This is a genomic window from Pseudomonas sp. Irchel s3h14, from assembly GCF_900187425.1.
Taxonomy (GTDB): Bacteria; Pseudomonadota; Gammaproteobacteria; order Pseudomonadales; family Pseudomonadaceae; genus Aquipseudomonas.
On the sequence record NZ_FYDJ01000002.1, the window covers coordinates 1 to 22047 of the forward strand.

At 59.9% G+C, this 22047-nt stretch carries 21 protein-coding genes and 1 pseudogene; 15 read left to right on the forward strand and 7 right to left on the reverse strand.

Annotation, left to right across the window (positions count from 1 at the left end):
• Positions 1-224: 224 nt before the first annotated feature.
• Positions 225-1718: a CoA-acylating methylmalonate-semialdehyde dehydrogenase gene (locus CKW16_RS03715; RefSeq protein WP_095127264.1), complete on the reverse strand. Its 1494-nt coding sequence runs from the start codon at positions 1716-1718 to the stop codon at positions 225-227.
• Positions 1719-1798: 80 nt separating this feature from the next.
• Positions 1799-3148 carry an aspartate aminotransferase family protein gene (locus tag CKW16_RS03720; RefSeq protein WP_095127265.1) on the reverse strand — a complete coding sequence of 450 codons (1350 nt, stop codon included), beginning with the start codon at positions 3146-3148 and terminating at the stop codon, positions 1799-1801.
• A gap of 124 nt (positions 3149-3272) precedes the next feature.
• Here CKW16_RS03720 and CKW16_RS03725 point away from each other — a divergent pair, with 124 nt between their 5' ends.
• The 6 genes from CKW16_RS03725 to CKW16_RS03750 all read left to right on the forward strand — a co-directional run bounded on the left by CKW16_RS03725 (position 3273) and on the right by CKW16_RS03750 (position 9653).
• Positions 3273-4193 (forward strand): LysR family transcriptional regulator, encoded by a 921-nt coding sequence (locus CKW16_RS03725; RefSeq protein WP_046044702.1) that lies wholly within the window; start codon positions 3273-3275, stop codon positions 4191-4193.
• Positions 4194-4278: 85 nt separating this feature from the next.
• The gene (locus CKW16_RS03730; protein ID WP_046044703.1) at positions 4279-4929 is read left to right on the forward strand and encodes a TetR/AcrR family transcriptional regulator; all 651 of its coding nucleotides are present in this window, start codon (positions 4279-4281) and stop codon (positions 4927-4929) included.
• A gap of 7 nt (positions 4930-4936) precedes the next feature.
• The gene (locus CKW16_RS03735; protein WP_095127266.1) at positions 4937-5518 is read left to right on the forward strand and encodes a YigZ family protein; all 582 of its coding nucleotides are present in this window, start codon (positions 4937-4939) and stop codon (positions 5516-5518) included.
• A gap of 531 nt (positions 5519-6049) precedes the next feature.
• The gene (locus CKW16_RS03740; RefSeq protein WP_095127267.1) at positions 6050-7609 is read left to right on the forward strand and encodes an ABC transporter ATP-binding protein; all 1560 of its coding nucleotides are present in this window, start codon (positions 6050-6052) and stop codon (positions 7607-7609) included.
• An 11-nt stretch (positions 7610-7620) separates the two neighbouring features.
• Positions 7621-8727 carry an ABC transporter permease gene (locus tag CKW16_RS03745; protein WP_095127268.1) on the forward strand — a complete coding sequence of 369 codons (1107 nt, stop codon included), beginning with the start codon at positions 7621-7623 and terminating at the stop codon, positions 8725-8727.
• Entirely contained in the window at positions 8727-9653 is a 927-nt protein-coding gene (locus tag CKW16_RS03750) for an ABC transporter permease (RefSeq protein WP_095127269.1), read from the forward strand. The genes CKW16_RS03745 and CKW16_RS03750 overlap by 1 nt, the downstream gene beginning before the upstream one ends.
• Before the next feature lie 40 nt (positions 9654-9693).
• On the opposite strand, the gene CKW16_RS03755 is transcribed toward CKW16_RS03750, so the two are convergent.
• On the reverse strand, positions 9694-10134 hold the full coding sequence (locus CKW16_RS03755) for a hypothetical protein (RefSeq protein WP_095127270.1): 441 nt from the start codon (positions 10132-10134) through the stop codon (positions 9694-9696).
• An 82-nt stretch (positions 10135-10216) separates the two neighbouring features.
• Here CKW16_RS03755 and CKW16_RS03760 point away from each other — a divergent pair, with 82 nt between their 5' ends.
• The 3 genes from CKW16_RS03760 to CKW16_RS03775 all read left to right on the forward strand — a co-directional run bounded on the left by CKW16_RS03760 (position 10217) and on the right by CKW16_RS03775 (position 12896).
• Positions 10217-10567, forward strand: a complete 351-nt coding sequence (locus CKW16_RS03760; protein ID WP_095127716.1) for a MerR family transcriptional regulator — start codon at positions 10217-10219, stop codon at positions 10565-10567.
• Between the two features lie 25 nt (positions 10568-10592).
• Positions 10593-11279, forward strand: a complete 687-nt coding sequence (locus CKW16_RS03765; RefSeq protein WP_095127271.1) for an SDR family oxidoreductase — start codon at positions 10593-10595, stop codon at positions 11277-11279.
• Positions 11280-11537: 258 nt separating this feature from the next.
• A complete protein-coding gene (locus CKW16_RS03775; RefSeq protein ID WP_095127273.1) occupies positions 11538-12896 on the forward strand; it encodes an 8-oxoguanine deaminase in 1359 nt (452 codons plus the stop codon).
• A 115-nt stretch (positions 12897-13011) separates the two neighbouring features.
• Here the strand turns inward: CKW16_RS03775 and CKW16_RS03780 are convergent.
• Positions 13012-13137: pseudogene (locus CKW16_RS03780) on the reverse strand (calcium:proton antiporter); the annotation flags it as partial.
• A gap of 307 nt (positions 13138-13444) precedes the next feature.
• Here CKW16_RS03780 and CKW16_RS03785 point away from each other — a divergent pair.
• From CKW16_RS03785 to CKW16_RS03795, 3 genes are all read left to right on the forward strand, one after another.
• On the forward strand, positions 13445-14527 hold the full coding sequence (locus tag CKW16_RS03785; protein ID WP_095127274.1) for a BMP family ABC transporter substrate-binding protein: 1083 nt from the start codon (positions 13445-13447) through the stop codon (positions 14525-14527).
• A gap of 144 nt (positions 14528-14671) precedes the next feature.
• Positions 14672-15637, forward strand: a complete 966-nt coding sequence (locus CKW16_RS03790; protein ID WP_095127275.1) for a 2-oxoglutarate and iron-dependent oxygenase domain-containing protein — start codon at positions 14672-14674, stop codon at positions 15635-15637.
• 82 nt (positions 15638-15719) lie between these two features.
• The gene (locus CKW16_RS03795) at positions 15720-16673 is read left to right on the forward strand and encodes an adenosine deaminase (RefSeq protein ID WP_095127276.1); all 954 of its coding nucleotides are present in this window, start codon (positions 15720-15722) and stop codon (positions 16671-16673) included.
• A 116-nt stretch (positions 16674-16789) separates the two neighbouring features.
• On the opposite strand, the gene CKW16_RS03800 is transcribed toward CKW16_RS03795, so the two are convergent.
• The 3 genes from CKW16_RS03800 to CKW16_RS03810 all read right to left on the reverse strand — a co-directional run bounded on the left by CKW16_RS03800 (position 16790) and on the right by CKW16_RS03810 (position 20275).
• Complete coding sequence (locus tag CKW16_RS03800) at positions 16790-18166, reverse strand: MFS transporter (RefSeq protein ID WP_095127277.1); 1377 nt, start codon at positions 18164-18166, stop codon at positions 16790-16792.
• A gap of 127 nt (positions 18167-18293) precedes the next feature.
• The gene (locus CKW16_RS03805) at positions 18294-19028 is read right to left on the reverse strand and encodes a helix-turn-helix transcriptional regulator (protein ID WP_095127278.1); all 735 of its coding nucleotides are present in this window, start codon (positions 19026-19028) and stop codon (positions 18294-18296) included.
• Positions 19029-19345: 317 nt separating this feature from the next.
• Positions 19346-20275 (reverse strand): LysR family transcriptional regulator, encoded by a 930-nt coding sequence (locus CKW16_RS03810; RefSeq protein ID WP_033059503.1) that lies wholly within the window; start codon positions 20273-20275, stop codon positions 19346-19348.
• A 119-nt stretch (positions 20276-20394) separates the two neighbouring features.
• Between CKW16_RS03810 and CKW16_RS03815 the strand changes: the two genes are divergently transcribed.
• From CKW16_RS03815 to CKW16_RS32240, 3 genes are all read left to right on the forward strand, one after another.
• Positions 20395-20688 (forward strand): putative quinol monooxygenase, encoded by a 294-nt coding sequence (locus CKW16_RS03815; protein WP_095127279.1) that lies wholly within the window; start codon positions 20395-20397, stop codon positions 20686-20688.
• A 34-nt stretch (positions 20689-20722) separates the two neighbouring features.
• Positions 20723-21736 (forward strand): zinc-binding alcohol dehydrogenase family protein, encoded by a 1014-nt coding sequence (locus CKW16_RS03820; protein ID WP_095127280.1) that lies wholly within the window; start codon positions 20723-20725, stop codon positions 21734-21736.
• 136 nt (positions 21737-21872) lie between these two features.
• On the forward strand, positions 21873-22043 hold the full coding sequence (locus CKW16_RS32240) for a hypothetical protein (RefSeq protein ID WP_176471512.1): 171 nt from the start codon (positions 21873-21875) through the stop codon (positions 22041-22043).
• The last annotated feature ends 4 nt before the right edge of the window (positions 22044-22047 follow it).

Below are 22047 nucleotides of genomic sequence, written 5' to 3' on the forward strand. Positions count from 1 at the left end.
CGACTCCTTCTGGGCTTCGATGACCTGAAGCAACTCGCTGTCGAAAACTGCGTAACTCATTGTTTACCAAGGAGTTTTCCGTTTCGACTGCGCCGGAAGTGGGGCGAATTATAGACTTCCAGAATCTTCCGTCAACACCTATTTTCACAATTCTGTCATATAGGTGAAAAAAGCCCCTGAAACGCAAAGGCCGGCCCCAAGGGGCCGGCCTTCTTCCCTTCTACTTACAAGCTAGGAAATGCGAACTGCGAAGCTTCATGGCTCGCCCGTTGTGGCCAGCGCTGGGTAATCGCCTTGCGACGGGTGTAGAAACGCACGCCATCCGGACCGTACGCATGCAAGTCGCCGAACAGCGAACGCTTCCAGCCGCCAAAGCTGTGATAAGCCACCGGTACCGGCAGCGGTACGTTGACGCCGACCATACCGACTTCGATCTCGTCGCAGAACAACCGCGCCGCTTCCCCATCACGGGTAAAGATGCAGGTGCCGTTGCCATACTCGTGATCGTTGATCAGCTGCATCGCCTCTTCCAGGCTGTTAACCCGGACGACACACAGCACCGGTCCGAAGATCTCTTCTTTATAGATACGCATCTCTGGCGTGACGTTGTCGAACAGGCAGCCACCCAGGAAGAAACCTTCCTCATGACCGGCCACGCTCAGACCACGACCATCCACCACCAAGGTCGCACCAGAAGAAACACCGTCTTCTATATAGCCACTGACTTTGTCGCGAGCCTGACCGGAAACCAGCGGCCCCATGTCCAGACCACATGAAGTACCGGCACCGATTTTCAGCGCCTTGATTTGCGGTACCAACTTGGCCACCAGCGCATCCGCCACCTGGTCACCGACGCACACAGCCACCGAGATCGCCATGCAACGTTCACCGCAAGAACCATAAGCCGCGCCCATCAGCGCGCTGACCGCGTTATCCAGATCCGCATCCGGCATCAACACCGCATGGTTCTTCGCGCCACCCAGTGCCTGAACGCGTTTGCCGCGCTTGGTGCCTTCGGCGTAAATGTATTCGGCAATCGGCGTCGAACCAACGAAGCTCAATGCTTTGACTTCCGGCGCTTCGATCAGCGCGTCCACCGCAGCCTTGTCGCCGTGAACCACACTCAGCACACCTTTAGGCAGGCCGGCTTCCAACAGCAATTGAGCGATCAACAGCGTGGAGCTTGGATCACGCTCGGACGGTTTGAGGATGAAGCAGTTGCCGCAGACGATCGCCAGCGGATACATCCACAGCGGCACCATCGCCGGGAAGTTGAACGGCGTAATACCGGCCACCACGCCCAGCGGCTGGAAGTCCGACCAGGCATCAATGTTCGGGCCTACGTTACGGCTGTACTCGCCCTTGAGGATTTCCGGTGCCGCGCAAGCGAACTCAACGTTCTCGATACCGCGCTTCAATTCACCGGCAGCATCTTCCAGCGTCTTGCCGTGTTCTTCGCTAATCAGTTGAGCGATACGCGCTTCGTTCTGTTCCAGCAATTGCTTGAAGCGGAACATCACCTGCGCACGCTTGGCCGGCGGAGTGTTACGCCAGGCCGGGAACGCAGCCTTGGCCGAGTCGATGGCTTTTTGAATGGTTTCGCGGCTGGCCAACGGCAGCTTGTGGATCGCCTGGCCGGTAGACGGGTTGAACACGTCAGCGGTGCGACCGTCTTCGGTCACCAGTTCGCCATTGATCAAATGCGGGATAAGGCTCATGCGGGGCTCCTGAAAATTTGTCCACGAGACGCCCTTCAAGGGGCGCCCGTCTTTATATATAGAGAGAATAGAAGGGAAAATCAGTCGATCTTGTTCAGCACTTCGCCGACCGCGTCGAACAGACGATCAAGGTCTTGCGGCTTGCTGTTGAAGGTTGGGCCGAACTGCAGGGTGTCGCCGCCGAAGCGCACATAGAACCCGGCTTTCCACAACGCCATACCGGCTTCGAACGGACGCACGATGGCGTCGCCGTCACGCGGCGCGATCTGGATCGCACCGGCCAGGCCGTAGTTACGAATATCGATGATGTTTTTCGAGCCCTTCAGACCGTGCAGCGCATTTTCGAAATGCGGTGCGACTTCGGCCACGCTCTGCACCAGATTTTCCTTTTGCAGCAGGTCGAGTGCTGCCAGGCCAGCGGCGCAAGCCACCGGGTGCGCGGAATAGGTGTAGCCGTGCGGGAATTCCACCGCGTACTCAGGCGTCGCCTGGTTCATGAAGGTCTGGTAGATCTCGGAGCTGGCAATCACCGCGCCCATTGGGATCGCGCCGTTAGTGACTTGCTTGGCGATGCACATCAGGTCCGGGGTTACGCCGAAGCTGTCGGCGCCGAACATCGAGCCGGTACGGCCGAAACCGGTGATCACTTCGTCGAACACCAGCAGGATGTTGTGCTGATCGCAGATCTCGCGCAGACGTTTGAGGTAACCCTGCGGCGGAACCAGTACGCCAGCGGAGCCGGCCATTGGCTCGACGAACACTGCAGCGATGTTCGAAGCGTCATGCAGCTCGATCAACTTGAGCAGTTCATCCGCCAGGGCGATGCCGCCCTCTTTCGGCATGCCACGGGAATAAGCATTGCTGGCCAGCAAGGTGTGCGGCAGGTGATCGACGTCCATCATCGCCTGACCGAACATTTTGCGGTTGCCGTTCACGCCGCCGAGGCTGGTGCCGGCGATGTTCACGCCGTGATAGCCACGGGCACGACCGATCATCTTGGTCTTGGTGGCCTGGCCTTTCAGGCGCCAGTAAGCACGCACCATCTTCACCGCCGTGTCAGCGCACTCGGAGCCCGAGTCAGTGAAGAACACATGATTCAGATTGCCCGGGGTCAGGTCGGTGATTTTCTCAGCCAGCTGGAACGACAGCGGATGGCCGTACTGGAAGCCCGGCGAGTAATCGAGGGTGCCCAATTGCTTGGCGACCGCCTCCTGAATTTCCTTACGGGTATGCCCGGCGCCGCAGGTCCACAAACCGGAGAGCGAGTCGTAAACCTTGCGGCCCTTGTCATCGATCAGCCAACTACCTTCAGCCGCCACGATCAGTCGCGGATCGCGCTGGAAATTACGGTTGGCGGTGTAGGGCATCCAGTGAGCATCGAGCTTGAGCTGGCTGGCCAGGGAAGTCGGGTTGTTTTCAGGCAAGTTCATGGGCAAAACCTCGCAGGGCAATAAGCGGCATAGAGATCAAAAGCGTTCTTGCAGCTAAATTGCCACGGGGATAAAGTCTGTGAAATCCAACTCTTCTAACGTTCAGTCAGGTCATCACTAAACTATGAGCAGCCGTCGCCCCGATCCGCTGGCGCAAGTCAGTGACTTTGATATCCGCCTGCTTCGGATCTTTCGCAGTGTGGTGGAATGCGGCGGCTTCTCCGCGGCGGAATCGGTGCTGGGGATCGGTCGCTCGGCCATCAGCCAGCAAATGAGCGATCTGGAACAGCGCCTCGGTCTGCGTTTATGCCAACGGGGTCGCGCCGGTTTTTCCCTGACCGAGGAAGGCCGCGAGGTTTACCAATCGGCCTTGCAGCTATTAAGTGCGCTGGAAAGTTTCCGCACCGAGGTCAACGGCCTGCACCAACATCTGCGCGGCGAATTGACCATCGGCCTGACCGACAACCTGGTCACCCTCCCCCATATGCGCATCACCCATGCCTTGGCGCAATTGAAGGAACGCGGTCCGGACGTGCAGATTCAGATCCGCATGATCGCACCCAATGAAGTCGAACAAGGCGTGCTCGACGGTCGATTGCATGTCGGTGTGGTGCCGCAAGCCAGTGCGCTGTCGGGGCTGGAATATCAGCCGCTTTATAGCGAACGCTCGCTGCTGTATTGCGCGGTCGGTCATCCGTTGTTTTATGTCGACGATAAACAACTGGATGACGAGCGCCTCAATAGCCAGGACGCCATCGCGCCGACCTTCCGTTTGCCCGCGGAAATCCAGGCCCATTACCAGGCGCTCAATTGCACCGCCAGCGCCTCGGACCGTGAAGGCATGGCGTTCCTGATCCTCACCGGACGCTACATCGGCTACCTGCCGGACCACTACGCCAGCCTCTGGGTGCAGCAAGGCCGGTTGCGTGCGCTGAAACCAAAGGTGCGTTTTTACGACCTGAGCCTCGCATCGGTCACGCGCAAGGGCCGTCGCCCGCATTTGGTGCTGGAAAGCTTTTTGGAGAGCCTGGCTGCGACACGCTAGGTTTTATCGCGTCAGGACTTGTCTGATGCCGGTGGGTGCGCTATCAACGCACTGGTTGCACCCACTCACTTGTTCGGAAGTGCCTATGACCTTTGAAGTCCCCGCTCACGGCGGCAAACCTGCCAGCCGCATTCGTCAGAAGAACGAAGAGACCATCATCAAAGCCGCCGAAGACGAGTTCGCCCGTCACGGGTTCAAAGGCACCAGTATGAACACCATCGCCCTGAATGCCGGGTTGCCCAAGGCGAACCTGCATTACTACTTCACCAACAAACTCGGTTTGTACGTGGCGGTGTTGAGCAACATCCTCCAGTTGTGGGACAGCACCTTCAACACCCTGACCGCTGAAGATGATCCGGCCGAAGCGCTGACGCGTTACATCCGCGCCAAGATGGAATTCTCCCGTCGCCAGCCGCAGGCCTCGCGGATCTTCGCGATGGAAGTGATCAGCGGCGGCGAGTGCCTGACCGAGTATTTCAATCAAGACTATCGCGCCTGGTTCCAGGGGCGGGCGGGCGTGTTCCAAGCGTGGATCGACGCCGGAAAAATGGACCCGGTCGACCCGGTGAACCTGATCTTCCTGTTGTGGGGCAGCACTCAGCATTACGCCGATTTCGCCACGCAGATCTGCCGTGTCAGCGGGCGTACCAAACTCACCAAGCAGGACATGGAAGACGCCGGCAACAACCTGATCCGAATCATTCTCAAGGGCTGCGGCCTGACGCCAACGATCTAAGACACTTATGCCTTTTACCCTCAGCGGTTTTTGCGAGTACCGCGAAGAGATTCGCAAAAGCCGCTTCATCACTTTCGCCGCACCGATCAACAGCCCTGCTGAAGCCCAGGCGTTCATCGAACAGCACAGCGATTTGAATGCCTCGCACAATTGCTGGGCCTGGAAGCTTGGCGACCAATACCGCAGCACTGACGATGGCGAGCCCGGCGGCACCGCTGGCCGGCCGATTCTGGCGGCAATCGACGCGCAGGATTGCGATCAGGTCGCGGTGCTGGTGATTCGTTGGTATGGCGGCATTCAACTCGGCACCGGTGGCCTCGCCCGGGCGTATGGCGGCGGCGCCAACAAGTGCCTGCAAGCGGCGGCGAAGGTTGAGTTGATCAGTCGGGTGCCGGTGAGTTGCGCCTGTGCTTTTGCAGAGTTGCCGCTGGTGAAGCTTCGGGTGGCGGAACTGGGTGGATTGGTTGTGGAAGAAACGTTCACGGCCAACGGCGTAGAACTGCAATTGGCAGTCGGCGAAAGCCAGATCGATACCCTGCAAACGCAGCTGGCGGATCTGAGTCGCGGGCGCATTTTGTTGCAGCACTAATCGCACCAATAACGTTCGCAGCCCTTTCGTCGAACCTCTGCATTTGCCCACATCTACTGTGCACCCGGCTGTGGATAACCTGAGCACACCCGGCTGTAACCCTTCTGTCATGCGGCTTTGCGGGCTTTGCTCACTTTTCATCCAATCCGCCATCAAAAAATCTAAATCCGCGTAAAAACAATCAGTTAGAGCGGTTTATCACCTTTAGAAGAAAGCCACACAGTGCTTATGCCCGAGCCTCAGGCTTGCGCACAAATACTGTGGAGCAATCTGTGGATAACCCGTTCATGGCTGTCGCCGCCCCATGTCCGGCGTGGCTTGTCGTCGGTTGCTCGTTTTTTGATCAAACACCCTGAGCAAAACCGGAGCCTGATCAACGGCGTTGCCCTCAAGTGGTGCCTGGTTCGGGATCGACATAGGGCAAGGCGTCGTCTTCCAAGCCTTTGCCTGTAACGCTTTTGAGTTTTCCTGACTCAATGGCCAGGAAATTGCTTTGTCCACAGGCATCACTTCAATCGACCCGAGCCTGTCATGCCCAACCCCGTGCCGATCCCCGATCCAACACCTCGTCTGCAACTGCGCAGAATCAGCAAGCGCTACCCCGGTTGCCTGGCCAACGATGCCATCGACTTGAGCATAGCCCCTGGCGAAATCCATGCCCTGCTTGGCGAAAACGGCGCGGGCAAAAGTACGCTGATGAAGATCATCTACGGCGTCACCCACGCGGACTCGGGAGAGATGATCTGGCAAGGGCAACGCGTGACCCTGCGCAACCCGGCTCAGGCTCGGGGGCTGGGAATTGGCATGGTGTTCCAGCATTTCTCGCTGTTCGAGACACTGAGCGTGGCGCAGAACATTGCCCTGGCGATGGGCGCGGCGGCGGGTACACCGAAACAGCTTGAGCCAAAGATTCGTGAAGTCTCCCGGCGCTACGGCATGGCGCTGGAGCCGGAGCGACTTGTCCACAGCCTGTCGATCGGCGAACGCCAGCGGGTGGAAATCATTCGTTGCCTGATGCAGGACATCCGTCTGCTGATTCTCGATGAGCCGACCTCGGTGCTGACTCCGCAAGAGGCCGACGAATTGTTCGTCACCCTGCGTCGACTGGCCGCCGAGGGCTGCAGCATTCTGTTTATCAGCCACAAACTCGGTGAAGTTCGCGCGCTGTGTCACAGCGCCACGGTGTTGCGCGGCGGTCGGGTGGCCGGGCATTGCGTGCCGGCCGAGTGTTCGGATCGGCAATTGGCGCAGTTGATGGTCGGCGAAGCCGCTGCGCTGATTACGGATTATCCGAAAGTCACTGGCGCTAATGCATTCCTGAACGTGACGGGATTGTCCTGGCACAACCCGGACCCGTTCGGCTGCTCGCTGAATGACATTTACCTGCAAGTGCGCAATGGCGAGATCGTCGGCATCGCCGGGGTCGCGGGCAATGGTCAGGATGAGTTGCTGGCCCTGCTCAGCGGCGAGGAACCTCTAAGCCGCAACGACGGCGCAACGATCAGTTTCGCCGGGCAACCGGTGGCGCATTTGCGGCCGGATGCACGGCGCAAACTGGGCCTGGCCTTCGTCCCCGCCGAACGCCTCGGTCATGGCGCGGTACCGGACTTGAGCCTGGCGGACAACGCTCTGCTCACCGCCTTTCAACAAGGGCTGGTCAGCAACGGCCTGATCCAGCGCAACAAGGTCGAAGCCTTGGCCGAAGAGATCATCCGTCGCTTCGGGGTGAAGACGCCCGACACCCAGACACCGGCCCGCAGCCTGTCCGGCGGCAACTTGCAGAAATTCATCCTCGGCCGGGAAATCCTGCAGCAACCGAAACTGCTGGTGGCCGCGCACCCGACCTGGGGCGTGGACGTCGGTGCTGCCGCGACCATTCACCGGGCGCTGATTGCCTTGCGCGACGCCGGCGCGGCGATCCTGGTGATCTCCGAAGACCTCGACGAACTGTTCCAGATCAGCGACCGCCTCGGCGCCTTGTGCGGTGGTCGATTGTCACCGCTCAAGCCCACGGTCGACACCCGCCTGATCGATGTCGGCGGCTGGATGGCCGGCCAGTTCGACGCTCCTCAATTACGTGCAATGGTTTAACGGAGTTTCACATGCTGCTTTCTCTCGAACCCCGTGGCCAGCAATCGCGCCTGATGTTGTGGTGCTCGCCGTTGCTGGCGGCTGTCCTGACGTTGGGCTGTGGCTCGCTGCTGTTTATTGCGCTGGGGCATGACCCATTGCTGACTTTGCACACCTTGCTGATCGCCCCGGTCAGCGACCTTTATGGCGTCTCCGAACTGCTGGTCAAAGCGCTGCCGATTTTGCTCTGCGCGTTGGGGCTGGCGGTGGCGTACCAAGCACGAATCTGGAACATCGGCGCCGAAGGTCAGTTGCTGCTTGGCGCCCTGGCCGGCAGTGCGCTGGCGGTGAACATCATCGGCATGCAAAGTCGCTGGGCGCTGGTGCTGATCCTGCTCGTCGGCACCCTGGCCGGTGCCGCGTGGGCCGGGCTGACGGCGTGGTTGCGTACGCGATTCAACGCCAACGAAATCCTCACTAGCATCATGCTCAATTACATCGCCCTGAACCTGCTGCTGTTCTGTGTGCATGGGCCGCTAAAGGATCCGGCGGGGTTCAACTTTCCGGAGTCGGCGATGTTCGGTGATGCCAGCCGTTTGCCTCTGTTGATGGAGGATGGTCGGGTCCACGTGGGCGTGTATTTCGCCTTGTTCGCGTTGGTGGCGGTGTGGGTGTTGCTGCAGAAAAGCTTTATCGGGTTCCAGATCAAAGTGCTCGGGCTGGACAAGCGCGCGGCGGGGTTCGTTGGCTTTCGCGAGAAGCGACTGATCTGGCTGGCGCTGTTGATCAGCGGAGGGTTGGCGGGGCTGGCCGGCGTGTGTGAAGTCACCGGGCCGATCGGCCAGTTGGTGCCACAGGTCTCGCCCGGTTACGGCTATGCCGCGATCACCGTGGCGTTTCTCGGGCGACTCAATCCCATCGGCATTCTGTTTTCCAGCCTGTTGATGGCGTTGCTGTACATCGGCGGCGAGAGCGCGCAGATGAGCATGAATCTGCCCCAGGCAATCACCCAATTGTTCCAGGGAATGATGTTGTTTTTCCTGCTGGCCAGTGACGTGCTGATTCTCTACCGACCACGCTTGAACCTGCGCTGGACCCGTCGCGCACAAGCCACCGCCGTACAAGCTGGAGCGCTGTGATGGATATCGATCTGCTGAGTAATATTTTCTACGCCATGGTCCGCTGCGGCACACCGTTGCTGCTGGTGGCGCTGGGTGAATTGATCTGTGAAAAGAGCGGCGTCCTCAACCTCGGCCAGGAAGGCATGATGCTGTTTGGTGCGGTGATCGGTTTTATCGTCGCGCTGAACAGCGGCAACCTGTGGCTCGGCGTGTTGCTGGCGATGCTTGCCGGGATGCTGTTGTCGTCCCTGTTTGCGCTGGTGGCGCTGGTGTTCAACGCCAATCAGGTGGCCACCGGGTTGGCGCTGACGATCTTCGGTGTGGGCCTGTCGACCTTTGTCGGCGCGGCGTGGGTCGGTAAACCGCTGGCCGGTTTCGAGCCGGTGGCGATTCCTTATTTGAGTGAAATCCCGCTGATCGGACGGATGCTGTTTGCGCAGGATCTGCTGGTGTATGTGTCGTTCGTGCTGTTTGCGCTGGTGGCGTGGGTGATTGTGAAAAGTCGCGTCGGGCTGATCATTCAGGCGGTCGGGGAAAACCCGGATGCCGCCAGTGCCATGGGCTTGCCGGTGTTGGGCGTGCGCACATTGGCGGTGCTGTTTGGCGGGGCGATGGCTGGATTGGCCGGGGTTTATTTGTCGCTGGCTTATACGCCGATGTGGGCGGAGAACATGAGCGCCGGCCGGGGCTGGATTGCCCTGGCACTGGTGGTGTTTGCCAGTTGGCGGGTGTGGCGATTGCTGCTGGGGGCGTATCTGTTCGGGCTCGCCAGCATCCTGCACCTGGTGGCGCAGGGGTTGGGGCTGGCGATTCCGTCGAGTCTGCTGGCGATGCTGCCGTATGTCGCGACCATTGTGGTGTTGGTGCTGCTGTCTCGGGATGCGGTGCGTACGCGGTTGTTTGCGCCGGTGTCGTTGGGGAAGCCGTGGCAGGCCGGGCATTAGAGGCTGGCCGGGCGGGCCCCATCGCGAGCAAGCTCGGCTCCTACAGGTTTGGCGCTGCGCCTGTAGGAGCATGGCTTGCCAGCGATGGCTGCCGAACTGGCAACCCCTGAGCTACGCCCCACGCCAATTCAAAGAACAGGAAAATCACCAATAGCGAACTGGCGCCATGGAGCAAGGCATAGAGCTGCCAAGCCGAAAACAGAAATCTACCGACCGCGTCATACCGCCCAAACACTTGCTGCGGATCACGAATCCGCAGCACCGCCCACACGCAGACAATTGACCCCAACAGATTGGCCATCAGCATGTGCATCGGCTCAAACGGCGGCAGTTCGCCAGACAAATTGAACACCTGACTCACACTCAACAAAACTCCATGCAACGCCGCAAAACTCCACGGCGTGACAAACGCCACCATGACGATCAAGTCATACCAGGCGCTACCCTTCACTAACCGGCGATATTGCGTTGAAGTCCACATCCGTTTTGCTCCATAAATTCAGGGAGCAACAAGGCTAAAGCCTGGAGTATGCTCCAGGGTCAAGCCCTCTCGAGATGTCATGATGCGCATCGGTGAATTAGCCCAGGCCAGCGCCGTCAGCCGCGACACGCTGCGCTTCTACGAGCAACGCGGGTTGATTGCGGCGCAACGCAGCGCCAACGGTTATCGCGACTATCCGGCGGACATGGTGCAACTGGTGCAGTACATCAAGACCGCTCAGCGATTGGGCTTTACCCTCGGCGAGATCGGCAACAGCGTCGCCGCGATATGGCAGTCGCCCGATCCGGACAGCGCCGTCACGCAGTTGCTGCAAGACAAACTCAAACTGATCGAAACCCGAATCGACGAACTCGGCGCGCTGCGTCAGGAGTTGCAGCAACGGCTCGGCCAGCGTTGTCCATTGAATCCGTGATCCTCATTTATCAAGGAAGCCACTCATGTCTACGGCAAAAACCGCACTCATCATCGGCGCCTCCCGAGGCCTGGGCCTCGGTCTGGTGAAAACCCTGCTGGCCGACGGTTGGCAGGTCACCGCCACCGTGCGCAACCCGCAGAACGCCGAAGCCTTGCAGGCCTTGGGCAAGGTGCGGATCGAAAAACTCGACATGGACGATCAGCAGGCGGTCATCGCCCTGAGCCAGCAGCTCAAGGGCGAAGTGTTTGACCTGCTGTTCGTGAATGCCGGGGTCAAAGGCCCGGAAGTTCAGACGCCGGGCGGCGCGACGCTGGCAGAGGTCGGCCAACTGTTCTTCACCAATGCGGTGGCGCCGATCAATCTGGCCCAGCGTTTTGTCGGGCAGATTCGTCCGGATACCGGCGTGCTGGCGTTCATGAGTTCGGTGCTGGGCAGCGTAACCATGCCGGATGCGCCCGAGCTGGCGTTGTACAAGGCCAGTAAAGCGGCGCTGAACTCGATGACCAGCAGCTTCGTCACTCAGTTGGGCGAGCAGAAACTCACCGTGCTGTCGCTGCATCCGGGTTGGGTGAAGACCGACATGGGCGGTGAAGGTGCCGACATTGATGTCGACACCAGTACGCGTGGGTTGGTCGATCAGGTGAATGCGTATACCGGCAAGGGCGGGCATCATTTTGTGAATTACCGGGGTGAAACCATTCCCTGGTAATCACCCCAGATCCAATGTGGGAGCGGGCTTGCTCGCGAAGGGGCCGTGTCAGTCAATATCAATGTCGACTGACACACCGCTTTCGCGAGCAAGCCCGCTCCCACAGGGGATTTGTGTTGTCCTGTCGGGCGAGGCTTGCCTGCCGAGCGGTTTTGTTCGAAACTCCGCACCTCGTCCCCCGCGGCGACCCTGGATCAGCAGACAGGGTAATCACTGAGCTGGCTAACCTGAACCCAACTTTCAGAGGAGCCGGCCAACATGCCTGCGACCCGTACCTGGTTAAAAAATCCCCTCGCGATCTTCACTGCCAATGGCCTCGATGCCCGTGGCGGCCTGGTGCTGCAAGACGGTTTGATCGTCGAAGTGCTCTCCGCCGGCCAGCAACCTTCCGCGCCTTGTGGACAAGTCTTCGATGCCCGCGAGCATGTGATCCTGCCGGGACTGATCAACACCCATCACCACTTCTATCAAACCCTGACCCGCGCTTGGGCACCGGTGGTCAATCAGCCGTTGTTCCCGTGGCTGAAAACCCTCTACCCGGTCTGGGCCCGCCTCACCCCTGAAAAACTCGCCCTCGCCAGCAAAGTCGCGTTGGCCGAGTTGCTGCTGTCTGGCTGCACCACCGCGGCCGACCACCATTACCTGTTTCCGCAAGGCCTGGAAAATGCGATCGACGTGCAAGTCGAAAGCGTTCGCGAACTGGGCATGCGCGCCATGCTGACGCGCGGTTCCATGAGCCTCGGTGAAAAGGACGGCGGCCTGCCGCCGCAGCAGACCGTGCAGGAAGGCGAAGTGATCCTCGCCGACAGCCAACGCTTGATCGCCGAGTACCACGAGCGTGGCGATGGCGCGCAAATCCAGATCGCACTGGCGCCCTGCTCGCCGTTCTCGGTGACCCCGGAAATCATGTCCGCCAGCGCCGAACTGGCGAACAAACTCGACGTGCGCCTGCACACCCATCTGGCGGAAACCCTCGACGAAGAAGACTTCTGCCTGCAACGCTTCGGGTTGCGCACCGTGGATTACCTGGACAGCGTCGGCTGGCTCGGCCCGCGCACCTGGCTCGCTCATGGCATCCACTTCAACCCGGATGAAATCGCTCGCCTCGGCGCCGCCGGCACCGGTATTTGCCATTGCCCTAGTTCGAACATGCGCCTGGCTTCCGGCATTTGCCCGACCCTGGACCTGACCGCTGCCGGCGCGTTGCTGGGCTTGGGCGTGGACGGTTCGGCGTCCAACGATGCATCGAACATGATGCTGGAAACCCGTCAGGCGCTGTACATTCAGCGGCTGCGTTATGGCGCCGAAAAGATCACGCCGGAACTGGTTTTGGGGTGGGCGACCAAGGGTTCGGCGAGTTTGCTCGGGCGTACCGATATCGGTGAACTGGCGGTGGGCAAGCAGGCGGATCTGGCGCTGTTCAAGCTCGATGAGCTGCGGTTCTCCGGCAGTCATGATCCGGTGTCGGCGTTGCTGCTGTGCGGCGCTGATCGGGCGGATCGGGTGATGGTCGGCGGCAAGTGGCGGGTGATTGATGGGCAGGTTGAAGGGCTGGATTTGAAGGGGTTGATTGCGGATCACAGCCAGGCGGCTCGGCAGCTAATCGCCGGTACCTGATCCACCACCTGATCGTTCCCACGCTCCGCGTGGGAATGCCTCAATGGACGCTCTGCGTCCGCTCTTGGGACGCGGAGCGTCCCGGGCTGCATTCCCACGCAGAGCGTGGGAACGATCAAAAGCCCAACAGCGACAACATGATGAACGTCGCAAACAGCACAAAGTGGGTCATGCCTTCGATGGCGTTGGTTTCGCCATCGTTGAGGTTGATCGCGCTGACGATCAGCGTGAGGAAGATCATCGCAGCGACGACGGCGGCGAGCAGGGCCAGCAGCAGAAACTTTTCTTGCTTGAGGAGTGTGAGCATTGCGGGCCTTTTTGTCGTGTGAAGCGAAACCAGGGTGATGAGCTACTGACGGTGGGGCGGCGCTAACGTTTCGTTACACCTTAGCGCACCAGTGGATGGCAACAGGTTCGGGGGGTGCACTTTTATTGGCCTTGCGGGCCTCATCGCGGGCAAGTCGTTACGCGGTTTCGCATTTGTTGTCTTGTTGGTCAGCAATTTGCATTGGCCTTGCCAACCTCACAACAACATGGAGTTCGAATTCATGCACAAACGTCCGTTGAAGAAGCTGCTTTGCGCCGTTGCCGCGGCCATCGGTCTGAGCGCCAGCCTGACTGCCAGTGCCGCAGACCCGCTGAAAGTCGGCTTCGTCTACATCGGTCCGATTGGCGACCACGGCTGGACGTATCAGCATGAACAGGGGCGCAAGGCGCTGGCCGAAAAGTTCGGTAACCAGATCACCACCAACTATGTGGAAAACGTCGCTGAAGGCGCCGACGCCGAGCGGGTGATCCGCAACATGGCCAAGGACAAGTACGACCTGATCTTCACCACGTCCTTCGGCTACATGAACCCGACCCTGAAAGTCGCCAAACAATTTCCCAAGGTGACCTTCGAACACGCGACCGGCTACAAGCAGGACAAGAACCTCGGCACCTACCTGGCGCGCACCTATGAAGGGCGCTACGTCGGCGGTTTCCTCGCGGCGAAGATGACCAGGACCAAGAAGATCGGTTACGTCGCGTCTTTCCCGATCCCGGAAGTGATCCGCGACATCAACGCCATTCAACTGGCCCTGAACAAGTACAACCCCGGCACCGAGATCAAAGTGGTGTGGGTCAACTCCTGGTTCGATCCGGGCAAAGAAGCCGATGCCGCCAACGCGTTGATCGATCAGGGCGTGGACGTGGTGTTCCAGCACACCGACAGCCCGGCGCCGATCCAGGCGGCTGAACGTCGCGGCGTGTATGCCGTGGGCTACGCTTCGGACATGGCGCACTTCGGGCCGAAAGCGGTGCTGACGTCGATCGTTAACGACTGGGGCCCGCACTACATTCAGGCGACCCAAAGCGTGCTCGACCACACGTGGAAGTCGCAGGATTACTGGGGTGGTTTGAAGGAAGGTACGGTTGAGTTGCCGATCAGCGATCTGGTGCCGGCACCGGTGAAAGCCGAGGCAGAGCAGATCATTGCCGACATCAAGAGCGGCGCATTCCACCCGTTCACCGGACCGATCAAGGATCAGGCAGGCGTCGAGAAAATCGCGGCGGGCGCGACGGCGAGCAATGCGGAGCTGGCATCAATGAACTACTACGTTGAAGGCATGAAGGCCGACATTCCGAAGTAACTCCCCGGGTCAACCACAGAACCCTGTGGGAGCGGGCTTGCTCGCGAAGGCGCTGGGTCAGTCAACAAAGATGTTGAATGTGCTGGCCCCTTCGCGAGCAAGCCCGCTCCCACAATGGATTTTCAGCGTTCTTAAGGACTGCGCATGAACCAACTTCCCATCATCGACGTCAGCCTGCTCTACAGCGATGACGCACATGCCTGGCAATCAGTCGCCACGCAAATCGATCACGCCTGCCGCGAGTGGGGCTTTTTTTATATCAAGGGTCACCCAATCCCTGCTGCGCGTATTAACGCCGTGCTCGACCACGCCCAACGTTTCTTCGCCCTGCCCGCCGCCGAAAAACTCAAGATCGACATCACCCAAACCCGCCACCACCGCGGTTATGGCGCCATCGCCACCGAACAACTTGACCCGAGCAAACCCAGCGACCTGAAAGAAACCTTCGATATGGGTCTGCACCTGCCGGCCGATCACCCTGAAGTGTTGGCAGAAAAACCGCTGCGCGGCCCCAACCGTCATCCGTCGATGCCCGGCTGGGAATCGCTGATGGAGCAGCACTACGTCGACATGCAGGCCTTGGCCCTAACCCTGTTACGGGCCATGACCGTGGCGCTGGGCATTGAGCGCGACTTTTTCGACACCCGTTTCGTTGAGCCGGTCAGCGTGCTACGGATGATTCATTACCCACCGCGCCACACCGCCAGTTCCGAAGAGCAACAAGGCGCCGGTGCCCACACCGATTACGGTTGTATCACCCTGCTGTATCAGGATGCCGCCGGCGGCCTGCAAGTGCGAAACGTTAAAGGCGAGTGGATCGATGCACCGCCAATCGACGGCACGTTCGTGGTCAACCTCGGCGACATGATGGCGCGCTGGAGCAACGACCGTTACCTGTCGACGCCGCACCGGGTGATCAGCCCGCTGGGCGTGGACCGTTACTCGATGCCGTTCTTCGCCGAGCCGCACCCTGACACGGTCATCGAATGCCTGCCCGGCTGTCAGGATGAACAGCACCCGGCACAGTATCCGGCCACCACCTGCGCCGAATTCCTGCTCTCGCGCTTCGCCGATACCTACGCCTATCGACGGGAACAGGAAGCGCTGTGATGAACCGGCTGGTCAGGTTTTGCTAATTGTTTCCATGGGCATCTGTAGAATGCTCGCCATCTGCACCTGATGAGAAAAGACTATGTACGACTGGCTGAACGCCCTGCCCAAGGCAGAACTGCACCTGCACCTCGAGGGTTCGCTGGAGCCTGAGCTGCTGTTCGCCCTGGCCGAACGCAACAAGATTGCCCTGCCGTGGAGCGATGTCGAAACCCTGCGCAAGGCCTACGCCTTCAACAACCTGCAAGAATTTCTCGACCTGTATTACCAGGGCGCCGACGTGTTGCGCACCTCTCAGGATTTCTACGACCTGACCTGGGCTTACCTGTTGCGCTGCAAGGCGCAGAACGTGATTCACACCGAACCGTTCTTCGACCCGCAGACCCACACCGACCGTGGCGTGCCGTTCGAAGTGGTGCTCAACGGCATCGCCGCCGCGTTGAATGATGGCGAGCAGCAACTGGGCATCACCAGCGGTTTGATCCTGAGCTTCCTGCGTCACTTGAGCGAAGAAGAAGCCGAGAAAACCCTCGACCAGGCGCTGCCGTTCCGTGATGCGTTTGTCGCCGTCGGTCTGGACAGTTCGGAAATGGGTCACCCGCCAAGCAAGTTCCAGCGCGTGTTTGATCGTGCCCGTCACGAAGGCTTCCTTACCGTTGCCCACGCCGGTGAAGAAGGCCCGCCCGAGTACATCTGGGAAGCCCTCGACTTGCTGAAAGTCCAGCGCATCGACCATGGCGTGCGCGCCATCGAAGATGAGCGCTTGATGCAGCGGATCATCGACGAGCAAATCCCGTTGACCGTGTGCCCGTTGTCGAACACCAAACTCTGCGTGTTCGATCACATGTCTCAGCACAACATTCTCGACATGCTCGAGCGTGGCGTGAAAGTGACCGTGAACTCGGATGACCCGGCGTACTTCGGTGGTTATGTCACCGAGAACTTCCACGCGTTGTACACCCATTTAGGCATGACCCAGGACCAGGCCAAGCGATTGGCGCAGAACAGCCTGGATGCACGGCTTGTGAAACCCTAGTGACTGATCGTTCCCACGCTCTGCGTGGGAATGCCTCACCGGACGCTCTGCGTCCGCTCTTGGGACGCGGAGCGTCCCGGGCTGCATTCCCACGCGGAGCGTGGGAACGATCATCATTAAGCGACTGCTTCGCTCAACTCCTCCAGTGTCTTGCCCCGGGTCTCCATCCCGAACACCCACACCACCCCTGCCGCAATCGCAAAACACATCGCCCCCAACGCAAACACCCCGCCCTGCCCGGTCATCGGGAACACCAACCCGGTCACCATTGGCCCGAGCAACGAACCCACGCGGCCAATTGCCGACGCAAAACCCGAGCCCGTGGCCCGCGCCGATGTCGGGTACAACTCAGGCGTGTAGGTGTAAAGCACCGCCCACATGCCGAACAGGAAAAACTGCATCAGCAGCCCCGACGCAATCAACAGGCTGACGTTGCCGCCAAACACTGCGCTCTGACCATAAAGAAACGCCATCACCCCGCCGCCGAGCATTGTCACCACGCACACCGGTTTACGTCCCCAACGCTCCACCAGCCAGGCGGCCATCAGGAAACCGGGAATCCCGCCAAGGGAAATCAACACCGTGTAATACACCGACTGAGTCACGGCAAAACCCGACTGCTGCAGCAACGCACTGAGCCAGGACGTCAGGCCATAGAAACCCAGCAAGGCGAAGAACCAGACGCTCCAGATCATCATCGTGCGCTGGCGATAAAGCGGCGACCAGATCTGCCGCAACGCGGAAAAGAAATGGCCCGGCGTACTCGCCACTCTCGGCAGGCGGATCGGCTCAGGCAGATCCGAACGTCCCAGAGATGCCCGGACCCGATCTTCGATGCGCAGCAAGACCTTGTCTGCCACGTCATGGTGCCCGGCCTGTTCCAGCCAGCGCGGTGATTCGGGAATGAAAAAGCGAATCGCCAGGACAAACACCGCCGGCACCGCCAACACCAGGAAGATGTCCCGCCAGCCAATCACCGGAAGCAGGAAGTACGACAGTACCCCGGCGGCGACGAAGCCCAGCGGCCAGAAACCGTCCATCAACGCAATGTAACGCCCGCGCCGTTTGGCTGGAATCAGCTCCGAGAGCATCGACTGGGCGATGGGAAACTCCATGCCCATACCGATCCCCAACAGGATTCGAAACAACGTCAGCGTTTCGACGGTCTGCGCCGTGGAGCACAGATAACTGGCGATCCCCCACAACACGATGCTCCACTGGAACACCGGTTTGCGCCCGAAGCGGTCGGCCAGCATGCCGGACAGCGACGCCCCCACGACCATGCCGAAAAAGCTCGAGCTGGCCAGCAACCCGGCCTGTGCCGTGCTCAGGCCGAACTCGGCTTTGATCGAGCCGAGCAGGAAAGTCATCATCGCCAGGTCCATGGAGTCGAAGAAAAACGCCAGGGCAATGATGATGAAAATGATTCGGTGATAACCGCTGATGGGCAGCCGTTCCAGTCGTTCTGCCGCGCTGAAGCTTCGTGTTTCCATGCCACATTCCCCCAATCCGAAAGTCCCCGGACGAGTGTGCGCGATAGCGGCTGGGGGTTACTGCTGGATGCGACCTGTTCGCAGCTCTGAACGACGTCCGAAGCTTCGGACGTCGATCTCGATGCGTCTACAACGCCATTTCCAGCTCGGTTTCTTTGGCGAATCGATGGATTTCACGCTGCCCAGCGGCGGTGATCTGCAAGGCTCGAGAATCGTTGGGCAGGCTCAACCAACCGGACTGCATGAACAATTGCAGCAACGCCGCACCCAGTGATCCGCCCATGTGTGGGCGTCTTTCGCTCCAGTCCGGACAAGCGCAGGCGACTCGGCTGTTGCGATGAGCCAGCGCCTGGATGAACACACCCCGCGTCGCCAATTGCGTGGCGCCCTTGTGGGTGATCATGACCCGCTGATCGAACTGTTCGATCCAGCCCGCATCCAGCAAACGCTGATAAAGATCGGCGGCAAGAGTGCCGCCCAAATGGTCGTCGCAAAGCCTGGCGCGCAAGAGTGACGAAGGCGCCGTCTGAGGTTTGGCGAGAGGGGGCGTGCGCTTGAAAACGTCCGGGACTTCCCGAGGCGTGCTGGCCAGGGTAGCGCTGGCCAGTGCCTCTATCGCGGCACCTACTTCAGGGGCGGCAAGACGGAAGAACCGCTTGCGGCCGCGAAATTCGACTTTCAACAGACCTCCGGCGGACAAACGCCCCAGATGCGCACTGGCCGAAGACGGTGACAGGCCGGCCAACAAGGCCAGCTCTTCGGTTTGCCGCGCCGAGCCGTCCATCAAGGCCCACATCATTGCGCTGCGCTTTGGGTCAGCCAGCAACGTGGCGATCTGGCTGATGCAAGGTGCATGTTCCATGTATTCACTCCCTGTTGAATCGTTTCGTCTACTGCTCAGAGACATCTTGACCAGTAATGTGTCGTCGGCCAAGGCGTGGAAACCGCCATAACCCGGGCAAAGCCGGTCAATCGCACAGGCCATTGCTTCGCAGGTTTCGCAAAGCCGCGGCGATTGACCATGGGGCCTGGCTGACTCGGACGTGGACTCGCCAATGCGAGATCGACGGTGCGTACATGAGGCGAGCGCTAGTATATGCGGGTTAACCGCCGGTTCCTGCCCTTGGGAAACCGTTGGTGGTGATAGTTCCTGAGTGAAATTTCGCTATTTGCCTGCGACTAATGATCGGTACCCGATAACGTCGGAAATTGGCTACTCAAGCGGGCGCATCGGCTGGCGAGCATTTCCCGCAAAAGGTTCACCGGCTTACTCAATTGTGCGCGATGGGCGCACAGCAAATTCAGCGGTGCACGCTCACAGAGCAGTTCCGGCATGAGCACTTTCAATCGACCGGCCAGCACATCGGCCGCGACATCGAGCCAGGATTTGTAGGCGATCCCGGCACCCGCCACGGCCCACAGCCGCACGACATCGGCATCATCGCTGAAACGATCGCCGCTGACGGTCAGGCTGACCTCGCGTTTGCCGTCGTGGAAACTCCAATGATCGTGGACCCGGCTGCCGAGCATGAACAGCAGGCAGTTGTGCTGAGCCAGTTGCTCGAGTTGCCGTGGCTCGCCATGCCGGGCCAGGTAACTCGGGGCGGCACAGAGCACGCGGCGATTCTGCGGGGCGATGGGCAGCGCCACCAGGCTTGAGTCTTCCGGCTCGCCGTACCGCAGGGCGATGTCCACCGGTTGGCGGAACAGGTCAGCGATGCGGTCGCCCAGCAGCAAACGCACCGTAAGCTTCGGATGCTCTCGCTGAAACTCGTCCAGCCAGGGCAGCAGCAGGTTGCGGCCAAAGTCCGAAGGCGCCGAGAGCTGCAAAATACCGCTGACCTGGTCCTGGCCGCTGGCCAATAAACGGCGGCCCTCATCGAGATTGCTCAAGGCAGCCCGAGCGTATTCGAGAAATCCCTCGCCTTCAGCTGTCAGCCGCAGGCTACGGGTAGAACGGGCGAGCAACCGGGCGCCGAGCTGCTGTTCGATGCGCTTCAACGCCGCACTGGCTACCGCGGCCGACATGTCCATCCCCCGCGCCGCCGCTGACAGACTGCCCAGGTCCGCCGCCCGGACAAACAACTGCAAGTCATCGAAACGCAGCATTTTCCAGCCTCGATTATCAAAAAAATATTGAAAGAGACTGCTCTTTTAGCGGGTTTTATCTTGCAGAGAAATAGCCAATCATCCGTCCCATCGAATTCATCCCGTTCCCGGAGCCGAACATGTCCCAGCCTTTTACCGCCATCGCCACCCTCATCGCCAAAGCCGGCCAGCAGGATGCCCTCGAACAGCACCTGCGTGCGCTGCTGGAACCGACCCGCGCCGAGGCCGGTTGCGGTCAATACGACTTGCACCAGGACCTAGCAAATCCTCATGCCTTCTACATGATCGAAAAATGGAGCAGTGACGAAGCCCTGCAAGCCCATGACGCCAGCGCACATGTCCAGAACTTCCGCGCCAAGGCTGGCGACTTTCTCGAACATTTCGACCTCAAGCGCCTGCGCTCCATCGTCTGATTTCTTCCTTCTTTATTACTTTTCAGGAGCTCCAATGAAAGCCATTGCCTACTACGCCTCCTTGCCAATCAGCGACTCAAACGCTCTGCAAGACATCGAACTGCCAGAACCGGTTGCCGGCCCGCGTGACCTGTTGGTGGAAGTCAAAGCCATCTCGGTTAACCCGGTGGACACCAAGGTGCGCCAAAACGTCCAGCCTGAAGCGGGCACGCCGAAAGTGCTGGGCTGGGACGTGGCCGGTGTGGTCAAGGCTGTCGGCAGTGAAGTCACGCTGTTCAAGGCCGGCGACAAAGTGTTCTACGCCGGCTCCATCGCCCGCGCGGGCGGCAACAGCGAACTGCACGTGGTCGATGAGAGGATCGTCGGCCATATGCCGAAAACCCTTGGGTTCGCCGAAGCCGCCGCTCTGCCGCTGACCGCTATCACGGCGTGGGAATTGCTCTTCGAACGCCTGCAAGTGCGTGAAGGCAAAACCGATGAAGGCCAGAGCCTTTTGATTGTCGGTGCCGCTGGCGGTGTGGGGTCGATTCTTACGCAACTGGCCAGCCAACTGACCGGGCTGAAAGTCATCGGCACCGCTTCCCGCCCGCAAACCCAGAGCTGGGTTCGTGAGCTGGGTGCCGACCTGGTGATTGATCACAGCCAGCCGTTGAGCGAAGAACTCAAACGCGCGGGTGTCGATCAGGTGACTCACGTCGCCAGCCTGACCCAGACCGATCACCACCTGGATCAGTTGGTCGAGGCTTTGGCGCCGCAAGGCAAACTGGCCCTGATCGATGATCCGAAGGCGCTGGACGTGACCAAGCTCAAGCGCAAGAGCCTGTCGCTGCACTGGGAGTTCATGTACACCCGCTCGCTGTTCGAAACCGCAGACATGATCGAGCAGCACAAATTGCTTAACCGCGTGGCTGAGCTGATCGACGCCGGGACGCTGAAAACTACGGTGGGTGAACACTTCGGCACCATCAACGCGGCCAACCTGCGTCGTGCCCACGAACTTCTGGAGAGCGGCAAATCCAGGGGCAAGATTGTGCTTGAAGGATTCTGAAACACATTGACAGACGTGTCGTCCGGTAAAGGACGACACCGTCAGTCAGAGAGTTGACCGTTGTCATAATTGCGATCGTATTCGGGTCTACAATCGAAACCTCTGCGATGCAATCTTTTACATAAGGAGGTCAGCAATGAAGATCCTGATAAAAGAAGTGGCTAAATCCCAGTGGCAGGTCCGCCTGGACCAACATGCTGTGACGTTCCGTAGCGAAGCCGAAGCCCGCGCCTTCACCCGAACCCTTGAAGCGCGCCTGCACGCCCCTCATCAATTTCCCGACCAGCAGCAACGCGCGGCTGGCTGAGTCC

What these genes read in the sequence shown, in the direction of transcription:
- CKW16_RS03745 (WP_095127268.1), top strand. Translation starts at nt 7,621, where the DNA reads ATGCTGCTTTCTCTCGAACCCCGTGGCCAGCAATCGCGCCTGATGTTG.
- CKW16_RS03785 (WP_095127274.1), top strand. Translation starts at nt 13,445, where the DNA reads ATGCACAAACGTCCGTTGAAGAAGCTGCTTTGCGCCGTTGCCGCGGCC.
- CKW16_RS03740 (WP_095127267.1), top strand. Translation starts at nt 6,050, where the DNA reads ATGCCCAACCCCGTGCCGATCCCCGATCCAACACCTCGTCTGCAACTG.
- CKW16_RS03805 (WP_095127278.1), bottom strand. Translation starts at nt 19,028, where the DNA reads ATGGAACATGCACCTTGCATCAGCCAGATCGCCACGTTGCTGGCTGAC.
- CKW16_RS03755 (WP_095127270.1), bottom strand. Translation starts at nt 10,134, where the DNA reads ATGTGGACTTCAACGCAATATCGCCGGTTAGTGAAGGGTAGCGCCTGG.
- CKW16_RS03800 (WP_095127277.1), bottom strand. Translation starts at nt 18,166, where the DNA reads ATGGAAACACGAAGCTTCAGCGCGGCAGAACGACTGGAACGGCTGCCC.
- CKW16_RS03765 (WP_095127271.1), top strand. Translation starts at nt 10,593, where the DNA reads ATGTCTACGGCAAAAACCGCACTCATCATCGGCGCCTCCCGAGGCCTG.
- CKW16_RS03735 (WP_095127266.1), top strand. Translation starts at nt 4,937, where the DNA reads ATGCCTTTTACCCTCAGCGGTTTTTGCGAGTACCGCGAAGAGATTCGC.
- CKW16_RS03790 (WP_095127275.1), top strand. Translation starts at nt 14,672, where the DNA reads ATGAACCAACTTCCCATCATCGACGTCAGCCTGCTCTACAGCGATGAC.
- CKW16_RS32240 (WP_176471512.1), top strand. Translation starts at nt 21,873, where the DNA reads ATGAAGATCCTGATAAAAGAAGTGGCTAAATCCCAGTGGCAGGTCCGC.
- CKW16_RS03720 (WP_095127265.1), bottom strand. Translation starts at nt 3,148, where the DNA reads ATGAACTTGCCTGAAAACAACCCGACTTCCCTGGCCAGCCAGCTCAAG.
- CKW16_RS03750 (WP_095127269.1), top strand. Translation starts at nt 8,727, where the DNA reads ATGGATATCGATCTGCTGAGTAATATTTTCTACGCCATGGTCCGCTGC.
- CKW16_RS03795 (WP_095127276.1), top strand. Translation starts at nt 15,720, where the DNA reads ATGTACGACTGGCTGAACGCCCTGCCCAAGGCAGAACTGCACCTGCAC.
- CKW16_RS03810 (WP_033059503.1), bottom strand. Translation starts at nt 20,275, where the DNA reads ATGCTGCGTTTCGATGACTTGCAGTTGTTTGTCCGGGCGGCGGACCTG.
- CKW16_RS03760 (WP_095127716.1), top strand. Translation starts at nt 10,217, where the DNA reads ATGCGCATCGGTGAATTAGCCCAGGCCAGCGCCGTCAGCCGCGACACG.
- CKW16_RS03820 (WP_095127280.1), top strand. Translation starts at nt 20,723, where the DNA reads ATGAAAGCCATTGCCTACTACGCCTCCTTGCCAATCAGCGACTCAAAC.
- CKW16_RS03725 (WP_046044702.1), top strand. Translation starts at nt 3,273, where the DNA reads ATGAGCAGCCGTCGCCCCGATCCGCTGGCGCAAGTCAGTGACTTTGAT.
- CKW16_RS03715 (WP_095127264.1), bottom strand. Translation starts at nt 1,718, where the DNA reads ATGAGCCTTATCCCGCATTTGATCAATGGCGAACTGGTGACCGAAGAC.
- CKW16_RS03815 (WP_095127279.1), top strand. Translation starts at nt 20,395, where the DNA reads ATGTCCCAGCCTTTTACCGCCATCGCCACCCTCATCGCCAAAGCCGGC.
- CKW16_RS03730 (WP_046044703.1), top strand. Translation starts at nt 4,279, where the DNA reads ATGACCTTTGAAGTCCCCGCTCACGGCGGCAAACCTGCCAGCCGCATT.
- CKW16_RS03775 (WP_095127273.1), top strand. Translation starts at nt 11,538, where the DNA reads ATGCCTGCGACCCGTACCTGGTTAAAAAATCCCCTCGCGATCTTCACT.